The organism is Micromonospora sp. NBC_00860 (genome assembly GCF_045207375.1).
Lineage (GTDB): Bacteria > Actinomycetota > Actinomycetes > Mycobacteriales > Micromonosporaceae > Micromonospora > Micromonospora vinacea.
The window spans coordinates 191,331-206,598 of the sequence record NZ_CP108825.1; the positions used below are offsets into that span (position 1 = coordinate 191,331).

Annotated in this window: 19 protein-coding genes; 9 read left to right on the top strand and 10 right to left on the bottom strand. The window is 71.7% G+C overall.

The features are described from left to right. Nucleotides 1-2: 2 nt before the first annotated feature. Both OH804_RS00920 and OH804_RS00925 read right to left on the bottom strand, forming a co-directional pair. Nucleotides 3-947 carry an RNA polymerase sigma-70 factor gene (locus OH804_RS00920; RefSeq protein WP_406062121.1) on the bottom strand — a complete coding sequence of 315 codons (945 nt, stop codon included), beginning with the start codon at nt 945-947 and terminating at the stop codon, nt 3-5. Between the two features lie 33 nt (nt 948-980). Then, nucleotides 981-1,739, bottom strand: coding sequence for a hypothetical protein (locus OH804_RS00925; RefSeq protein ID WP_406062123.1), 759 nt, complete (start codon nt 1,737-1,739; stop codon nt 981-983). Between the two features lie 102 nt (nt 1,740-1,841). Here OH804_RS00925 and OH804_RS00930 point away from each other — a divergent pair, with 102 nt between their 5' ends. Continuing rightward, on the top strand, nt 1,842-2,435 hold the full coding sequence (locus tag OH804_RS00930; protein WP_196919183.1) for an HD domain-containing protein: 594 nt from the start codon (nt 1,842-1,844) through the stop codon (nt 2,433-2,435). A gap of 6 nt (nt 2,436-2,441) precedes the next feature. Here OH804_RS00930 and OH804_RS00935 read toward each other — a convergent pair whose 3' ends face one another. The 4 genes from OH804_RS00935 to OH804_RS00950 form a co-directional block, all read right to left on the bottom strand. Further along, nucleotides 2,442-3,662, bottom strand: a complete 1,221-nt coding sequence (locus OH804_RS00935) for an MFS transporter (protein WP_406062125.1) — start codon at nt 3,660-3,662, stop codon at nt 2,442-2,444. 76 nt (nt 3,663-3,738) lie between these two features. Further along, nucleotides 3,739-4,218, bottom strand: a complete 480-nt coding sequence (locus OH804_RS00940) for a hypothetical protein (protein WP_406062127.1) — start codon at nt 4,216-4,218, stop codon at nt 3,739-3,741. Between the two features lie 9 nt (nt 4,219-4,227). Continuing rightward, nucleotides 4,228-4,701: a GNAT family N-acetyltransferase gene (locus OH804_RS00945; protein WP_406062129.1), complete on the bottom strand. Its 474-nt coding sequence runs from the start codon at nt 4,699-4,701 to the stop codon at nt 4,228-4,230. Between the two features lie 10 nt (nt 4,702-4,711). After that, entirely contained in the window at nt 4,712-5,314 is a 603-nt protein-coding gene (locus tag OH804_RS00950) for a TetR/AcrR family transcriptional regulator (RefSeq protein WP_406062131.1), read from the bottom strand. A gap of 138 nt (nt 5,315-5,452) precedes the next feature. Between OH804_RS00950 and OH804_RS00955 the strand changes: the two genes are divergently transcribed. The 5 genes from OH804_RS00955 (at nt 5,453) to OH804_RS00975 (ending at nt 9,463) form a co-directional block, all read left to right on the top strand. Beyond that, nucleotides 5,453-6,472: an aldo/keto reductase gene (locus tag OH804_RS00955; protein ID WP_406062133.1), complete on the top strand. Its 1,020-nt coding sequence runs from the start codon at nt 5,453-5,455 to the stop codon at nt 6,470-6,472. 48 nt (nt 6,473-6,520) lie between these two features. Continuing rightward, entirely contained in the window at nt 6,521-7,075 is a 555-nt protein-coding gene (locus tag OH804_RS00960) for a Uma2 family endonuclease (RefSeq protein ID WP_406062135.1), read from the top strand. A 41-nt stretch (nt 7,076-7,116) separates the two neighbouring features. Then, entirely contained in the window at nt 7,117-7,716 is a 600-nt protein-coding gene (locus tag OH804_RS00965) for a class I SAM-dependent methyltransferase (protein WP_406062137.1), read from the top strand. A 440-nt stretch (nt 7,717-8,156) separates the two neighbouring features. Next, the gene (locus OH804_RS00970; protein ID WP_124859437.1) at nt 8,157-8,426 is read left to right on the top strand and encodes a hypothetical protein; all 270 of its coding nucleotides are present in this window, start codon (nt 8,157-8,159) and stop codon (nt 8,424-8,426) included. Next, nucleotides 8,426-9,463, top strand: coding sequence for a hypothetical protein (locus OH804_RS00975; protein WP_406062139.1), 1,038 nt, complete (start codon nt 8,426-8,428; stop codon nt 9,461-9,463). The genes OH804_RS00970 and OH804_RS00975 overlap by 1 nt, the downstream gene beginning before the upstream one ends. A 46-nt stretch (nt 9,464-9,509) precedes the next feature. On the opposite strand, the gene OH804_RS00980 is transcribed toward OH804_RS00975, so the two are convergent. Then, nucleotides 9,510-10,034 (bottom strand): SRPBCC family protein, encoded by a 525-nt coding sequence (locus OH804_RS00980; RefSeq protein ID WP_196919175.1) that lies wholly within the window; start codon nt 10,032-10,034, stop codon nt 9,510-9,512. Further along, the gene (locus tag OH804_RS00985) at nt 10,035-10,346 is read right to left on the bottom strand and encodes a helix-turn-helix transcriptional regulator (protein WP_112699184.1); all 312 of its coding nucleotides are present in this window, start codon (nt 10,344-10,346) and stop codon (nt 10,035-10,037) included. A gap of 98 nt (nt 10,347-10,444) precedes the next feature. Here OH804_RS00985 and OH804_RS00990 point away from each other — a divergent pair, with 98 nt between their 5' ends. Beyond that, the gene (locus OH804_RS00990) at nt 10,445-11,374 is read left to right on the top strand and encodes an LLM class F420-dependent oxidoreductase (RefSeq protein ID WP_406062142.1); all 930 of its coding nucleotides are present in this window, start codon (nt 10,445-10,447) and stop codon (nt 11,372-11,374) included. Between the two features lie 33 nt (nt 11,375-11,407). On the opposite strand, the gene OH804_RS00995 is transcribed toward OH804_RS00990, so the two are convergent. After that, on the bottom strand, nt 11,408-11,830 hold the full coding sequence (locus OH804_RS00995; RefSeq protein ID WP_406062144.1) for a hypothetical protein: 423 nt from the start codon (nt 11,828-11,830) through the stop codon (nt 11,408-11,410). A 20-nt stretch (nt 11,831-11,850) separates the two neighbouring features. Here OH804_RS00995 and OH804_RS01000 point away from each other — a divergent pair, with 20 nt between their 5' ends. Both OH804_RS01000 and OH804_RS01005 read left to right on the top strand, forming a co-directional pair. Beyond that, nucleotides 11,851-12,702: a hypothetical protein gene (locus OH804_RS01000; RefSeq protein ID WP_406062146.1), complete on the top strand. Its 852-nt coding sequence runs from the start codon at nt 11,851-11,853 to the stop codon at nt 12,700-12,702. After that, nucleotides 12,699-13,970 carry an FAD-binding protein gene (locus OH804_RS01005; protein ID WP_269215239.1) on the top strand — a complete coding sequence of 424 codons (1,272 nt, stop codon included), beginning with the start codon at nt 12,699-12,701 and terminating at the stop codon, nt 13,968-13,970. Before OH804_RS01000 ends, OH804_RS01005 begins: the two co-directional genes overlap by 4 nt. A 91-nt stretch (nt 13,971-14,061) precedes the next feature. Here OH804_RS01005 and OH804_RS01010 read toward each other — a convergent pair whose 3' ends face one another. After that, nucleotides 14,062-15,192, bottom strand: coding sequence for a site-2 protease family protein (locus OH804_RS01010; RefSeq protein WP_406062148.1), 1,131 nt, complete (start codon nt 15,190-15,192; stop codon nt 14,062-14,064). Nucleotides 15,193-15,268: the final 76 nt, after the last annotated feature.

Below are 15,268 nucleotides of genomic sequence, written 5' to 3' on the forward strand. Positions count from 1 at the left end.
GATCACCAGACGTGCAGGGTGGGCTCCTCGTGCTCGGAGGCCGACCACTGCCGGGTGGCGCGGGCGAGCTTGTCGGGGTTGACCTGGTTGTGGATGGCTGTGACACCCTCGGGCGTCACCTCCACTGACATCACGCCGATGACCCGGTCGTCGATCACGACCACCACCGCGGGGGCGCCGTTGGCGGTGGTGACGTACATGGCCGGGCTGCCACCGACCAGGTCCCGTTTGACGTCGGCCGGTTTGAAGAGGCCACGCAGGAACTTCGCCACCGCCAGCGCGCCGACGATCGGCGCGGACCGGGCCGGGATCTTGCCGCCGCCGTCGGCGGTGCTCGTCGCGTCGTCGGTCAGCAACGCCACCAGTCGCTGGATCTCGCCGTTGTTGGCGGCCGTGAGGAACTCCGCGACGATCTTCCGCGCGGCGGTTTGGTCGACCTCCGCCCGGGCCCGCTCCGCGGTGACGTGCTGCTTGGCACGCCGGTAGGTCTGCTGGCAGTTCGACTCGGTGATGCCGAGGATCTCGGCGATCTCACCGTGCGAGTAGCCGAAGGCCTCCCGCAGCACGTACACCGCGCGCTCGTTGGGCGACAACCGCTCCAGCAGGGTGAGCACCGCCATCGAGACCGATTCGCGCTGCTCGGCGGTGTCGAGCGGGCCGAGCATCCGGTCCCCGGCGAGGACCGGCTCGGGCAGCCAGGTGCCCACATAGGTTTCCCGCCGGGCCCGCGCCGAGGTCAGCTGGTTGAGGCACACGTTGGTGAGGACCTTCGTCAGCCACGCCTCGGGCGTCTCGACGTGCTCCCGGTCGGCGCCCTGCCAGCGGAGGAAGGTGTCCTGGACGGCGTCCTCCGCGTCGCTGGCCGAGCCCAGCAGACGGTAGGCGATCGCCTCCAGGCGGCCTCTGGAGTGCTCGAACAGCTCGACCTCGTCCGGACTGAGCGGCATGACTAGACAGTATCCAGGCGGACGGCGAACGGCTCAGAGTTGGCTCGCGCTCGGCCCGGAAACCCGGCTCGGTTCCCGTCGACCCACGTAGAAGATCAGCCCGGTCAGCAGCAGCACGAGCGCCAGCGGCACCAGCACGGGAGCCAGAGCCGGCCAGACCGGCCACGTCGGCTCCATCAATCCATTCGCGATCAGGCCCTGCCAGATGGGAACGACGCCCGGGAGGAGAACGATCGTCACCAGCGTGCCAACCAGTCGAGGTACGGGTGGACGCTGTCGTCCTGTCAGCCAGAACAACGCTGCCCCAGCCGCGGCACCCAGGGCGGTGGCAGCCAGGGTGACGGTGAGGTAGCCGTCGGGCGCGGCTGGCGCGAACCTCAGGATCGCCCTGCGGTCCACCTGGGTGAGCGTGGCCGTCAGCCCGTCCCGCTCGCCCCGCCAGCCCTCGCAGGGCGCGCCCGGCACACGGTGACCGCCCTGCCAACCCAGTGCGGCGGCGCTGCGCCGCACCGATTCGGAGTGCGTGCAGTCGGCAGTGTCGCGGTAGTGGAATTCCGCGTACGACGACCCGAAGTCGTTGGGGGCCACGACACCGTAGATGAAGTTGCGGCCCTCCGCCGACGCGACTGGTTCGCTGCCGGGAAGCAGCTCCACCGCTGTGCTCCGTGCCTGGTCGAAGGCGACTGGCGGGGTGCCGCGGCCGGCGTACCAGGAGCCGAGGCTCAGGCCGGCCGTGCCGAACAGCGCCGCGCCGAGCAGCACCATCGCGACCTGCCGTAGGCGAGTTCTCACCGGTGGACCCCTTCCCTGGTGCGGGGGAGCGTAGCCAAAGCGAACCAGCTTCGGTGCCCTGAGAGAGGGTCGAGAGCGCGCTGTGGTCGTACCCTTGCCGGGGTGACGTCCGATTCGTTGCGCCGCGCCCTCACCGCACCCGCGGACCCGCCGCTGCGGCCCCTGCCCGACCGGGTCGTGGCCCTGCTGGAGGCGCTGGACGCGCCGCCACGCCTCGCCGCGCACCTGCGGGCCGTGCACGACGTCGCCGCGCAACTCTCCGACGCGCTGGCGCACCGGTTCCCGCAGCTCTCGTTCGACAGCGAGGCGGTGCTCTTCGGTGCCGCCACCCACGACATCGGCAAGGTCCGGCACCCGGAGGAGTTGTCCGGGCCCGGGTCCGCGCACGAGCCTGCCGGCTACGAGCTGCTGCTTCAGCACGGCGTCGCCGAGTCGTCGGCCCGGTTCGCGCGCGACCACGCGTCCTGGCACCGGGACGGCATCGACGTCGACGACCTGCTGGTCAGCGTGGCCGACAAGGTGTGGAAGGGAAAGCGGGTCACCGACCTGGAGGAGTTGCTCGTGGACCGGCTGGCCGGCGTCACCGGCCGTGAGCGGTGGTCGGTCTTCCTCGACCTGGACGACATCCTCGACCAGATCGCTGCCGACGCGGACCGCCGGCTCGCCTTTCAGGCAACCCATCCGGTACGCGGCTGACCCTGGTCAGCGGCTCGCCGGACCCGTTCCCGCCGTTCGGCGCGGCGGGGGCACGGTCGGTGTCTCGTCGGACGACGTGGACCGGCGGTAGAACGTGGCCGCTACCACGGCTGTCAGGCAGATCGCCGCGGCGGCGACGAGCGGCGGGCGGGCGCCGAGGTGGACGGCCGCTGAGCCGAGCGGGATCGCCGCGACGAGGGGACCGAACATCGCGGTGTTGGCCGACGCGGAAACCCGTCCCAGCAGCGCCGACGGTGTGTGGGTCTGCACGGCGGTCACCGCCGCGACCAGGGTCCAGGGCAGCCCGACGCCGGCCACCACCGCCCCGACGACAGTGGCCGGCCACCACGGCAGGCAGCGCGCCAGGCAGCCGACCGCGAACAGCGCCGTCCCGGCGACACCGACGGCACCGGCACCTTTCGCCGCGATGAGCCGGCCGACGATCAGGCCGCCGAGAATGGAACCGGCGCCCTGCGCGCTGGCCAGCACCCCCAGGAACGTCGTCGGCAGGCGCAGCTCGGTGACGACGACCGCGTAGATCCCCGCCGTGGTGAAGCCGGACATGGCGATCGACACCGCGGCGAGCACGACCGGCAACCGTGTCGCCCGCCGTCCGAACAGGACCACCAATCCGGTACGCGGGCCGCCTCCGCGTCCGGTGGACTGGTCAATGGGTGTCCGGGTCAGGCGGAGCACCGCGTACAGGATGGCGACCAGGACCGGCATGGCCGCGCTGAGGACCGCGACCGCGTGACCGCCCCGCCACGCGTAGAGGCCAGCCCCGGCCAGGGGAGCGACGAGCTTCATGCCCTCCTGGGCGCTGGAGCGCCACCCGTTGACGTGGCCGAGTTCGGTCGGTGCCAGCGCCGCCGGCAGCAGCGCCGTCTCGCCGGCGTCGATCAGCACGTAGCTGACGCCGTAGGCGCACGAGACGGTGAAGATGAGCCAGGTCTGCCCCGGCCCGCGTACGGCGAGGAGTGCCAGCAGGGCGGCTGCCAACATGAGGTTGACGGCGATGACCAGCGGCCGCCGAGGCGCCCGGTCGAGCAGACCGCCCAGCCACGGGCCGGCGAGCACCGGGGCGTACACGCAGAGCCCGGCGAGGGCCGCGAGGCTGGTGGAGTCGGTGAGGTCGAGGATCCAGATGCCGGCGACCAGGGACATGGTGCTGCTGCCGAAGCCGGACAGCAGGGAGATCGCCACGAACAGGCCCGCGTTGCGACGCATGAGCGCTCCGAGTTGAGTCGAGGTGACTCACACTCTCAAGCTTGAGTCGCGCCCCAAGCAATACCGCCGCGTACTGTCAACGGACCGTTGACAGGGCGATGTCGAGCTTGGTCGCGACGGTTCGAGCGGGCGCGGGCAGTCGCTCACCCGCCTCGGTGAGATCGGTGGCGAGGTGCACGGCCAACTCGTACAGCGAGCCCGGGGCGGCGTCCAGCGCGGCGTCCACAGTGCTCCGCACGAGTGCCGCTCGACGAAAGCGGCTGTCCCACCGCTGATCGGCGCCGATCCACCGGCCGAGTTCGGCCATCGCCGCCCGCAGCGCCGAGATCTGCGGAGGCAGCCGGAGGTCGAGCTGCTGCCGCCGCGACCACCGCGCCGCCACCAACCGCTGTCGACGCTGCTCGGCGGCCTGCCGGCTGCCGAGGCCGAGTGCCGTCGCGATCTGCGCCCACGTCGCCCCGTCGTGGCGCGCGCGGTCGATGATCTCCAGCTCCTGCTCGTCCAGGCGGGCGCGGGTAGCGCGAACCTCTGCCAACCGAGCCAGCTCCGACGTCATCTGTCAACGTTACATTGACACCGTCGGGGCCTCGCTGGTGATCGTGCCGGGTGCGCGGACCATGAACACGTCCACCGGATCCTCGGTGTCGAGCGTGAAACCGTGCCGCTCGTACAGCCGCCGGGCCGGGCTGCCCCGCAGCACGTTCAGCCGCACCGGCGTGCCGGCGCTGTCGCACCGGTTCAGCAGGTCGCGCAGCACTGCCGTGCCGATGCCGCTGCCCTGTAGCCGCGGGGCCAGGTAGAAGTGCTCCAGCCAGTGGGCGTCCGCGTCGGGCCGCAGCGCCACGCAGCCGGCGAACGCGCCGTCCACCTCGACGACCCAGGTGTACGCCGGTGCGAACCCGTCGCGCAGGCGCTGCCGCACCCGCTGTTCGTCGTACCGCCCGAGCCGCTCCAGATCGGCCCGCAGCACCACCGCCCGCAACTCGGCCACCGCCTCGACGTCCGCCATCGAGGCTGGCCGAAGCTCCCAGTCCGTCATGATCAATAAGCTATCGCGGCCCGGCGCCTTGGTGTTGGCGCAGCCCCGCGACGAGGAGTTCCACCATGCGGCGCGCGTCGTAGCGGGGTTCGCAGGCGCCGATGCAGAGATTGCCGACACCGCGCAGCAACTCGAAGGCTGTCACGTCGGGGCGTATCTCGCCGGCTGCGGCAGCGGCGTCGAGCAGGTGGGCGCACACCGGCACGAGGCGGTCCAGGAAGTAGGCGTGCAGGGTCTGGAAGGCCGCGTCGTCGGACTGGAGCGCCTCGGCGAGGCCGTGCTTGGTGACCAGGAAGTCGACGAAAAGGTTGATCCACTGGGCGAGGGCGGCGTGCGGTGTGCTGCTGTCGGCCAGCAGCCTCGGGCCGGCCTCCGCGCATGCCTCGACCTGGTGCCGGTAGACGGCGACGATGAGGTCGGCGCGGGTCGGGAAGTGGCGGTAGATGGTGCCCACACCGACGCCGGCCCGGGCGGCGATGTCGCGTACGGGCGCGTCCACGCCCGAGGTGACGAAGGCGGCGGCGGCGGCTTCCAGCAGTGTCGCCTCGTTGCGCCGGGCGTCGGCCCGCTTCCGCGGCGTCGACCGTCCTGCTCCGCTGTCGATGTCGGCCACCGCGCCGTTACCCCCATCACTCCACTTGGCAAGCGGAACACCGTTCCGTATCGTTCTTAGCGGAACCTGGTTCCACTTGCCCCAGGATGCCAGAACCTGTGGGCCAGTGCCACAACACCCTTCCGTGGAGGAACAACCATGCAGTACCGCACCCTGGGGCGCACCGGCGTCCAGGTCAGCACCCTCGTGCTCGGCGCGATGAACTTCGGCAAACTGGGGCACACGACCCAGGGCGAGGTGACGGCGATCGTCGACGCCGCGCTGGAAGCCGGAATCAACCTGATCGACACCGCCGACATGTACAGCCAGGGCGAGTCCGAGCAACTGGTCGGCGCGGCCATCGCCGGCCGCCGCGACGACATCGTGCTGGCCACGAAGGCCGGCATGCCGATGGGCGACGAGCGCAATCAGCGGGGCAGCTCGCGCCGCTGGCTGGTCACCGAGTTGGACAACAGCCTGCGCCGCCTCGGCGTCGACCATGTCGACCTCTACCAGATCCACAGGTGGGACCCGACCACCAGCGACGAGGAGACCCTGTCCGCGCTGACCGACCTGCAACGGGCCGGAAAGATCCGCTACTTCGGCTCCTCGACGTTCCCCGCGTACCGCATCGTGCAGGCCGAGTGGGCCGCGCGGGAGCACCACCTGAGCCGTTACGTGACCGAGCAGCCCAGCTACTCGATCCTGCAACGGGGGATCGAGGCCCACGTCCTGCCCGTGACCGAGCAGTACGGGCTCGGCGTGCTCGCCTGGAGCCCGCTCGCCTCGGGCTGGCTCTCCGGTGCGATCCGCGCCGGCCGGGAGATCACCACCAGCCGCTCGGCGCTCCTGCCCGCCCGCTTCGACCTCAGTGTCCCGGCCAACCAGGCCCGGCTGCACGCCGTCGAGCAGCTGGCCACCGTCGCCGACGAGGCGGGGCTCACCCTGATCCAGCTCGCACTCGGGTTCGTCACCGCGCACCCGGCCGTGACCAGCGCGATCATCGGCCCCCGCACCATCGACCACCTGCACGCCCAGCTCGCCGCCGCGGACACCGTGCTCCCGGCCGACGTGCTGGACGCGATCGACGCGATCGTCGCACCCGGGGTCGACCTTGCCGCAGCCGAGAAGTTCGACACCCCGCCCGCCCTGCTCGACCCGGCGCGGCGGCGTCGCTGAGCCTTCGGGTGCGGTGCTCGGCGCCGCTGGTCACCTAGGATGAGACTCATGAGCGCTGAGGCTGTCGGCATGCACATGCCCGCCGTTGTGACGCTCGACGACGTGGCGGCGATGAACGCCGCCGATCCGAACGGCCACCGCTACGAGACCAGCCCCGAGGGGGTCCTGTCGGTCATGCCGCCGCCCGATTCGGAACACGCCATGATCGCCAGTCGTCTCTTCGCCTGGTTGATCGTGGCGGGATGGCCCGCCGAGCAGGTGCTCCAGGCGGTCGGTGTGCGCATCTCCGGCCCGGACGGTGACGGTGGCCGCATCCCCGATGTGAGTGTGTGGCGTAAGCCGCCGCCCCGCAGCGTCTGGGCCGCCGTCGCCGACGTCGTACTCGTCGTGGAGATCGTCTCGCCGGGCTCGGAGGCGATGGACTCCGTGACCAAGGTCCGCGAGTACGCGTCGGCGGGGATCCCGCAGTACTGGGTGGTCGATCGGGACGGCGCGCAGACGGTCACCCTGCACCGGCTGAGCGGGGACGGCACCTACGAGGCACGGGCACGGATGCCGCTGGCCTGGCTGCTCCAGACCGCCCCAGCCGACCATCTCGACTGAACACCAGCATCGACAGCCATGGTCTGTCGTATCGTTCCGGAATGGCGCAGCCGGTGTGGGCGGACGGTGACGCGTACGAGGCGTACGTGGGTCGGTGGAGCCGCCTCGTCGCTGTGGACTTCCTGCGCGGGTTGGCAGTGCCGCCGGGGCGGCACTGGCTCGACGTGGGCAGTGGCACCGGGGAGCTGACCTCGACGATCCTCACCACCACGGATCCCGTCCGGGTGACCGGCATCGACCCGTCGGAGGGGTTCGTCGCTGTCGCGCGTACCCGGGTCACCGACACCCGGGCGGCCTTTGAGGTCGGTGACGCGCGGGCGCTGCCACTGCCCGATCGCGTCGTGGACGTGGTGGTCAGCGGTTTGACGCTCAACTTCGTGCCGGAGCCCGCGCGGGCGGTGGCGGAGTTCGCCCGGGTGGTCCGGCCGGCCGGGGTGGCGACGACCTTCACCGACTTCGCCGACTACTGGACGCCGTTCCTCGGCGGTCAGGGGTCGGCGCCGGGGTACGTCGCGACGTTGGCCGAGACCGACCGGGCCGCGTTGCGGGAGTTGCTGGCCACCCGGCTTCCGGTCGAGCCGGACCTGTCGATCCGGCTCACCGCGCGGGCCTGGGCCGTGCGGGGCACGAGGCCCGAGTAGCCGTCGCGCCGAGCCTCACCGGGCGTTGTCGCAAGTCGGACAAGACGGTAAAGCCCCTGGTAGAGCACCCTTGGGGTAGGTGGAGGTAGACGGGTGGCGGGCCACATCCCGATCCTCCGGCCCGGCGGGGACGACATCGTCCGCGTCGGTGCCGCTCTCACCCAGCCCGGCCTCGGAGCCGCGGCGGTCACGGCACAGCTGCCGCGCCGATCGCGCGCACGACAGGCCGTGGCTGCCACCGACACCCCTGCGGGCGCCCGCAGCGGTGCCTCCGCCCATCGGGACAAGGACGTCAGCACCGTCGGCAGTCAGGCAACGCCGTCCGCCGGTCGTGCCCACCGTCCCCGTGCCCCGCCGGCCTTTCGCACTGTGGACCCGCCGGGTCCGGCGTCGCATGACCGCGCGCCGAGCCCTGGCGATCGAGCCAGAAAGGGCCCGACATGGCCGCTCCCACCGCAACCGCAGCCTTGAACGCATCCGTCTTCGCGCCGGGTGACCAGATGCTGCTGACAGTCACCTACTCGGACGCCGACACCAAACCGCTGACCGTCACCATCGTGGTCACCGACGCGCAGGGCAACAGCAGCGCGCCGGTCAAGGTCACGGCGGTCATCGACCCGCTCACCGTGACCGTCACCGACAACTCCGGTCGTACCTGGACCCGGGTTTCCGACAACGGCTCCGTGGCCGTGTACCGGTCGGTGGCGTGATGCCCCGGGTCACCGTCCAGGTCCGCGACGCCGCCGGCAACACCGCGACGGCCACCGCCGACTACAGCCTGGGCCAACCCGTGCTCGGCGGCTACTACCTGTCCGGCGGCGCTGATCCGACCGCCGACATGGCCGGCGGCAACTTCCGGTCGCTCACCCAGTACCGCAGCTTCGCCGACGGCTACATCTTCCCCGGCTACAACCGACCCTGGCTGATCACCCTGGGCAAGGCCGGGGTGCAGATGAACATGGTCCTGGAGTTGAAGCACTACGGCGCTCCGACCTACGGACCGCAGAGCTTCACTGTGGACGGCGTCAACTACACCGTGCCGGCACCGACGATGACCATCCAGCAGCGGCCCGGCACGACCTGGCCGAGGGCGTACGGGTACGGCCAGGTGCTCAAGGGGCAGTGTGACGGGTTGTTCGCCCGCGCCCTGTCGCAGTACCGGACGCTCGGCTTCGGAGTGAACATCCAGCTCGCCTCGGAACTGGACACCGATCACGAGTTCGGCACCACCGAGGACGGCAAGGCGTACACCTGGGCCGAGTCGGACGCTCGGGCGGTACAGGCGATGAACTACATCCTGACGTGGTTCAAGGCGCGGACGCTGCCGACCGGAACGACCTTCTCGGTGGGGCTGGGAGGCTTCGACCGGGCCTGTTTCCAGCGCACCCACCCGGAGTCGCTGATGTCCCGCCTCGACTTCCTCCAGTGGAACGCGTACGGCACCAACGCCAGCCACACGGCGCTGGCCCGCTTTCGGCGCACCAAGGACTGGGCGGTGGCGGATCTCGGCCCGGTGGCGCTGTCCCGGCCCGTGATCATCGCCGAGTGGGGGGTCCGGGTGGCCGAGATCCCGAACCAGGCGGCCTGGATCGCCACGGTGCCGGCGGCGATCGCCCAGCTCAACGCCGAGGGTGGGCCACGGATCGTGCGGACCAACTACTTCAACTCCGGGTGGGGCACCCTGACGCCGAAGGCCACCGGGTTGGCCGCGCTCCGCGAGGCGTACGCCAAGCGGCCGTACGTCTGACCGGGTTCCGGCGGCTCCGGGCTCCGGGGCCGCCGGACCGCACCGGTCAGCCCTCAGCGAGCCGTTCGGCGTACGCGTCGCGCAGCTCGGGCCAGCCGAAGTCCTTGGCCTCCGCACCGCGGATCGGGCCGACCGGGTCGCCGTCGAGCAGCCGGTCGGCCACGTCGAGGCAGAGGTGCCAGCCGGCCGCGACCATCGGCAGGATGCCCTGGTCGGCGACGGTGTGCCGCAGGGTGAGCCGGGTGCCGCTGCCCAGCGGGCTCAGCTCCCAGCGCAGCAGGTCGTCGCCCCAGGTGTACTCCAGCAGGTGCGGCGGCTCGGCCCGGCGTACCGTCGCCGGGTGCTCCTGGGTGGTCTCGCCGTCGACGAGGGTGAGCACGGCGGCGCCGGCGGTGCCGAGATCGCGGTCGGCGAGGAACGGCGCCCACTGCGCGAGCTGGGCCGGGTCGGTCAGCGCCGCCCAGACGGTGGCTGGCGGATGCCGTAGGTCGCGGACGAAGACCAGTGTCGCGCCGTCGTGGGCGGCGCGTACGTCGGCGGGTGGGCTCGGGCGGAACGCGTCGCGGTTCATTCACTGCTCCTGACTGTCGAGGTGCCGTTCCAGGGCGTCCAGGTGTCGGGCCCAGAGCCGCCGGTACGGGTCGAGCCAGCCGTCGACGTCCCGCAGTGGGCCCGGGTCGAGGCGGTAGATCCGCTGTCGAGCGGCCGTCCGGCAGGTGACGAAGCCGGCGTCGCGAAGCACCCGCAGGTGTTTGGAGACGGCCGGCTGGCTGACCCCGAGCCCGTCGACCAGCTCGCCGACGCTGCGTTCGGCGTCGCGGAGCTGGTCGAGGATCCGGCGCCGGGTGGGCTCGGCGAGGACGGTGAAGGCGTCGGTGGACACCCACCTAATATGCCTCTTGCTTCATATGACTGTCAAAGCATATGAGTGAGGTCTCCATCCCGACGCGACACCGCCGATCGGCTCCCTATGCTCGGATCATGGAACTTCGGATCTTCACCGAGCCCCAGCAGGGCGCCAGCTACGACCAGTTGCTCGCCGTCGCCCGCTGCGCCGAGGACGCCGGCTACGGCGCGTTCTTCCGGTCCGACCACTACCTGATGATGGGCGACGTGAGCGGCGAACCCGGCCCCACCGACGCGTGGACCACCCTCGCCGGCCTGGCCCGGGAGACCAGCCGCATCCGGCTCGGCACGTTGATGACCGCCGCCACCTTCCGGCTGCCCGGCCCGCTGGCGATCACCGTGGCGCAGGTCGACCAGATGAGCGGCGGCCGGGTGGAGCTGGGCATCGGCACCGGCTGGTACGCCGAGGAGCACAGCGCGTACGGCATCCCGTTCCCGCCACTGGCCGAGCGGTTCGACCGGCTGGAGGAGCAACTCGCCGTGATCACCGGGCTCTGGTCCACGCCGGCGGGGGAGCGGTTCGACAATGACGGCCGGTACTACCCGGTCCGTGACTCGCCCGCCCTGCCCAAGCCCGTGCAGCAGCCGCGTCCACCGATCCTGCTCGGCGGAACGGGCCCGAAGCGCACGCCTCGGCTGGCCGCCCGCTACGCCGACGAGTTCAACCTGCCGTTCGCCTCGGTGCCGGACACGGCGGCGCAGTTCGACCGGGTCCGCGCGGCCTGCGTCGAGATCGGCCGGGACCCGGCCGGGATGGTCTGGTCCAACGCCCTGGTGCTCTGCTGCGGGCGCGACGACGCCGAGGTCGCCCGACGGGCCGCCGCCATCGGCCGCGAACCGGACGAGCTGCGGGCCAACGGTCTGGCCGGGACGCCCGCCGAGGTGCTGGACACCATCGGCCGGTACGCGGAGATCGGCAGCGAGCGGCTCTATCTCCAGGTGCTGGACCTCAGCGACCTGGAGCACCTGGAGTTGGTCGCCAGCGAGGTGATGGCGAAGCTCTGAGCCGGCCGGGTGGCCGGGGGACGACGCCGCCGGTCAGGCCCGGTGGGCACCCGTCCCGACCGCATTCGGGTCGCCGAGCACGGTGTCCAGCCGACCGTCGCGGTCACTGTCCACATAGGTGATGTCCGGGATCCCGTCACCGTCCACGTCGATCTGGACGACATCGGCGACGCCGTCACCGTCGAGGTCGGTGACGACCTCCACCGAGCCGTCCAGGTGACGGGTCACGATCGACTGGGCGCCGGGAGCGCGTGGCGGTGGCCCGGGTGTCGGCACCGGCGTCGGGGCGGGCGCGGGTGCCGGTGTCGGTCGAGGACCGGGAGTGGGCGACGGGTGGCCCGGCAACCCGCCGGACGGCGGCGCGCTGGCCTGCTCGACCCCGGTACCGGTGGGGTCCAGCTCCTCCTCGGAGGGGAAGACGTCGCCCCGCGGGGCCGGATCACGGTAGCTGCTCATGGGCGTAGGGTTCCCCGACGATGACGAGTACAACCGTGCCCGATCGACCGGTGTCCTCGGTGCCCGGTTTGGCGGAGGATGCGGAGACCGACGCCACGGTCATGAACGGGGGTCCGAGCGTGGAACTGCGCCGGAGTCGGGGCGCCCGGGTGCTCGCCCTGGTCTGCGTACTCGGTGGAGTGCTCTTGTTGGTCTATCCCAGCGACGGCGCCCTGCTACGGACGATCATCGCGGTGGGTGCCATCGCGCTCGGCACGGTGGCGCTGGTCAGCGCGATGCGGCGGTTCCGGTTCGGGATCCACGCGGACGGGCTCAGCATCCGACGGCCCGGCCTGCGCCGGGATGTCCGGTGGGCCGAGGTCGACGCGCTGGTCCTCGACGAGCCGCCCCGACGCGACGGTCGTCCGGAGCCGCCGCGACTGCTGCTGGTTCCCGTGCCGGGTGTGACGATCGAGCCGGTGACCGCCCGCCATCCGCTCGACGGCCGACCCGCCGTCGAGCTGCTCGTCCTCGACCAGGTCCGTGAGCAGCCCGAGCAGGTGTCGGCCGCGCTCACCCAACATGGCGGCGGCCGTTTCGTCGACCTGCTCGCGCTGCGTCGCGCCGCCTTCGACACCCCGGAGCTCCCGGTCGGCCTGCGGGGCTACCAGATGGACCGGGTCGACCGGTTGATCCGACGCGGCCAGGACGCGCTGATGTCCGGGGACGCGTCGGCCCGGCAGGCCGCCCGGGGGGAGATCGAACGCGCCACCGCGGCCGGTCTGCCGATCGCCCAACGTGGCTACAACACGTTCCAGACGGATACCGTTCTGGACGCCCTCGTCACCGCGTTGGCCGACCAGCAGAGCACCGATCGGGAGACCGCCACATGACCGCGCAGGGACCGCAGGCCGCCTCGATGACCGACGTTCCGCGCCGCAACTGGGCAGGCAACGTGCGGTACGCCGCGAAGGCGTTCCACCGCCCCACCTCCGTCGACGAGTTGCGCCGGCTGGTCGCCGGCAGCAGCCGGATCCGGGCGGTGGGCAGCGGGCACTCCTTCAACCGTATCGGCGACACCGACGGTGACCTGGTCAGCCTCGCCGGGCTGCCCCCGGTCGTCGAGGTGGACCACGAGCGGGGGCAGGTCACAGTGAGCGGCGCGCTGCGCTACGGCGACGTCGCCCGACAGCTGCACACCCAGGGGTACGCGCTGGCGAACCTCGCCTCGCTGCCGCACATCTCGGTGGCCGGCGCGGTGGCCACCGCCACCCACGGCTCCGGGCAGACCCACGGCAACCTGGCCAGCGCGGTCGCCGGCCTGGAGCTGATCACCGCCGACGGCGACCTGCTCCGGGTCGACCGTGACACCGACACGTTCGCCGGCATGGTGGTCGGGCTCGGCGCGCTCGGCCTGGTCACCCGGGTCACAGTGGACGTCGTGCCGACCTTCGCGCTGCGCCAGTACGTACGCCTCGGCCTCGACCGGACGGCGTTGGACGAGGCGCTCGGCTCGGCGTACAGCGTGAGTGTCTTCACCGACTTCCGTACCCCCCGTCTGCGCGAGGTGTGGCGCAAGCAGGTGGCGGACCAGCCGCCACCCCCGGCGGACTGGCTGGGCACCACCGCCGCCGACCAGCCCCGGCACCCGGTGCTCGGGATGCCGGCGGAGAACTGCACCCCGCAACTCGGCGAGCCGGGCCCGTGGCACGAGCGGCTGCCGCACTTCAAGCTCGGCTTCACCCCGAGCAGCGGCGACGAACTGCAGTCCGAGTACCACGTCGCGCGTACGTCGGCGGCTGACGCGCTCGCCGCCCTGGACGACGTGGCGGACCTGATCGCCCCGGTGCTGCTGGTCTCCGAGTTGCGCACCGTGGCGGCCGACGAGCTGTGGCTCAGCCCGAACTACCGGCGGGACAGCTTCGTGCTCCACTTCACCTGGATCGGCGACACAGCGGCGGTGCTGCCGGTGGTGGCTGCCGTGGAGGAGCGGCTGGCGCCCTTCGCGCCCCGCCCACACTGGGGCAAGGTCTTCGTCACCGACCCGGCCGAGCTGTCCGCCCGCTACCCGAGGTACGCAGACTTCGCCGCGCTCCTGACCAACCTGGACCCGAAAACCAAGTTCCGCACCAACCTCCAGGACCGCTACTTCCCCCGCTGACCCCCGCCCCCCTGCCCCCCACCCCGCCCCGCCGGTTGATCATGAGGTTAGCGGCATCGAAATCGGCGTGTCGCGCCCGCTAACTTCATGATCACCGGGAGCTGGCGAGGGTGCTGCGTTGGACGGCGCGGCTTATGTCGCTGGGGGAGACTATGCCCGTTAGGTGGCCGTCGTCCGTCACCACCAGGGCTCGGCCGTCGGCGCACTCGCTGAGCCGGGGGAGCAGGTCGTTGAGCTGTTCGTCGGGCTGGGCCAGCACCAACTGGTCGGCTCGGCAGGCCACCTCGGCCAGCGTGGTCGACGCCCGCCGCTCCGGCGGCACGCCCCGTACCCGGTCGACGGTGACCAGGCCGGTCGGCCGGCCGTCCTCGGTCAGCGGCAGCGCCGAATGCCGGTACGCGAACAGGTAGTGATCCACGAAGTCCGCGACAGTCATCTCCGCCGAGGCGGTCTGCGGCTGCGGGGTCATCACGTCGCCCACCCGAATCCCGCGCAGCGCGTTGCCGGTGCGGGCCTGCCGCTCCTCCATCCCGGCCGCGCCGATCAGGAACCAGCCGATCAGCGCCAGCCAGAGCCCACCGAAACCGACGCCGGACAGGAACTGCCACAACCCGAGACCGATCAGCAGCACCCCCAGCACCCAGCCGGCGCGGGCGGCGACCACTGACGCCCGGGTCCGGTCACCGGTGGCCTTCCAGACCGCGGCGCGCAGCAACCGGCCACCGTCCAGCGGTGCGGCCGGCAGCACGTTGAAGATGGCCAGCAGCACGTTGATGCCCGCCAGCCAGGCCACCGCCCCGAACAGCAGCCCGCTCTGCCCGGCCAGCGCCAGCAGCGCCGCGATGGCACCGAAGAAGGCCCCGATCAGCAGGCTGACCAGCGGGCCGACGCCCGCGATCCGCAGCTCCGCGCCCGGGTCACGCGGCTCGCCCCGCAACTCGGCGACGCCGCCGAACAGCCACAGCGTGATGCCGTCGACAGTCAGCCCGTTGCGCTTGGCCACCACCGCGTGCGACACCTCGTGGGCGAGCAGGCCGACGAAGAAGACCACCGCCGCGGCCAGCCCGGCGAACGTGTACGCCAGCGGCGAGTGGTCGGGGTACGAGCGGGGGAACTGGTTCGCGGCCAAACCCCACGCGATCAACGCGAAGATGACCAGCACGCTCCAGTTGACGCCGACCGGCACCCCCGCGACCCGGCCAAGCCGGAAACTGGCCCTCATCCCGCCGAGATACCCCGCCAGGCCGTGGGCATGCCGAGGAATCAGGCAAACCGCGTGATCCACTCCGCTTTCGTGA

Excerpts from the sequence above, each read along its gene's own strand:
- OH804_RS00920 (WP_406062121.1), bottom strand. The coding sequence starts at position 947 with ATGCCGCTCAGTCCGGACGAGGTCGAGCTGTTCGAGCACTCCAGAGGC.
- OH804_RS00935 (WP_406062125.1), bottom strand. The coding sequence starts at position 3,662 with ATGCGTCGCAACGCGGGCCTGTTCGTGGCGATCTCCCTGCTGTCCGGC.
- OH804_RS00940 (WP_406062127.1), bottom strand. The coding sequence starts at position 4,218 with ATGACGTCGGAGCTGGCTCGGTTGGCAGAGGTTCGCGCTACCCGCGCC.
- OH804_RS00945 (WP_406062129.1), bottom strand. The coding sequence starts at position 4,701 with ATGACGGACTGGGAGCTTCGGCCAGCCTCGATGGCGGACGTCGAGGCG.
- OH804_RS00955 (WP_406062133.1), top strand. The coding sequence starts at position 5,453 with ATGCAGTACCGCACCCTGGGGCGCACCGGCGTCCAGGTCAGCACCCTC.
- OH804_RS00960 (WP_406062135.1), top strand. The coding sequence starts at position 6,521 with ATGAGCGCTGAGGCTGTCGGCATGCACATGCCCGCCGTTGTGACGCTC.
- OH804_RS00965 (WP_406062137.1), top strand. The coding sequence starts at position 7,117 with ATGGCGCAGCCGGTGTGGGCGGACGGTGACGCGTACGAGGCGTACGTG.
- OH804_RS00970 (WP_124859437.1), top strand. The coding sequence starts at position 8,157 with ATGGCCGCTCCCACCGCAACCGCAGCCTTGAACGCATCCGTCTTCGCG.
- OH804_RS00975 (WP_406062139.1), top strand. The coding sequence starts at position 8,426 with ATGCCCCGGGTCACCGTCCAGGTCCGCGACGCCGCCGGCAACACCGCG.
- OH804_RS00980 (WP_196919175.1), bottom strand. The coding sequence starts at position 10,034 with ATGAACCGCGACGCGTTCCGCCCGAGCCCACCCGCCGACGTACGCGCC.
- OH804_RS00990 (WP_406062142.1), top strand. The coding sequence starts at position 10,445 with ATGGAACTTCGGATCTTCACCGAGCCCCAGCAGGGCGCCAGCTACGAC.
- OH804_RS00995 (WP_406062144.1), bottom strand. The coding sequence starts at position 11,830 with ATGAGCAGCTACCGTGATCCGGCCCCGCGGGGCGACGTCTTCCCCTCC.
- OH804_RS01000 (WP_406062146.1), top strand. The coding sequence starts at position 11,851 with ATGACGAGTACAACCGTGCCCGATCGACCGGTGTCCTCGGTGCCCGGT.
- OH804_RS01005 (WP_269215239.1), top strand. The coding sequence starts at position 12,699 with ATGACCGCGCAGGGACCGCAGGCCGCCTCGATGACCGACGTTCCGCGC.
- OH804_RS01010 (WP_406062148.1), bottom strand. The coding sequence starts at position 15,192 with ATGAGGGCCAGTTTCCGGCTTGGCCGGGTCGCGGGGGTGCCGGTCGGC.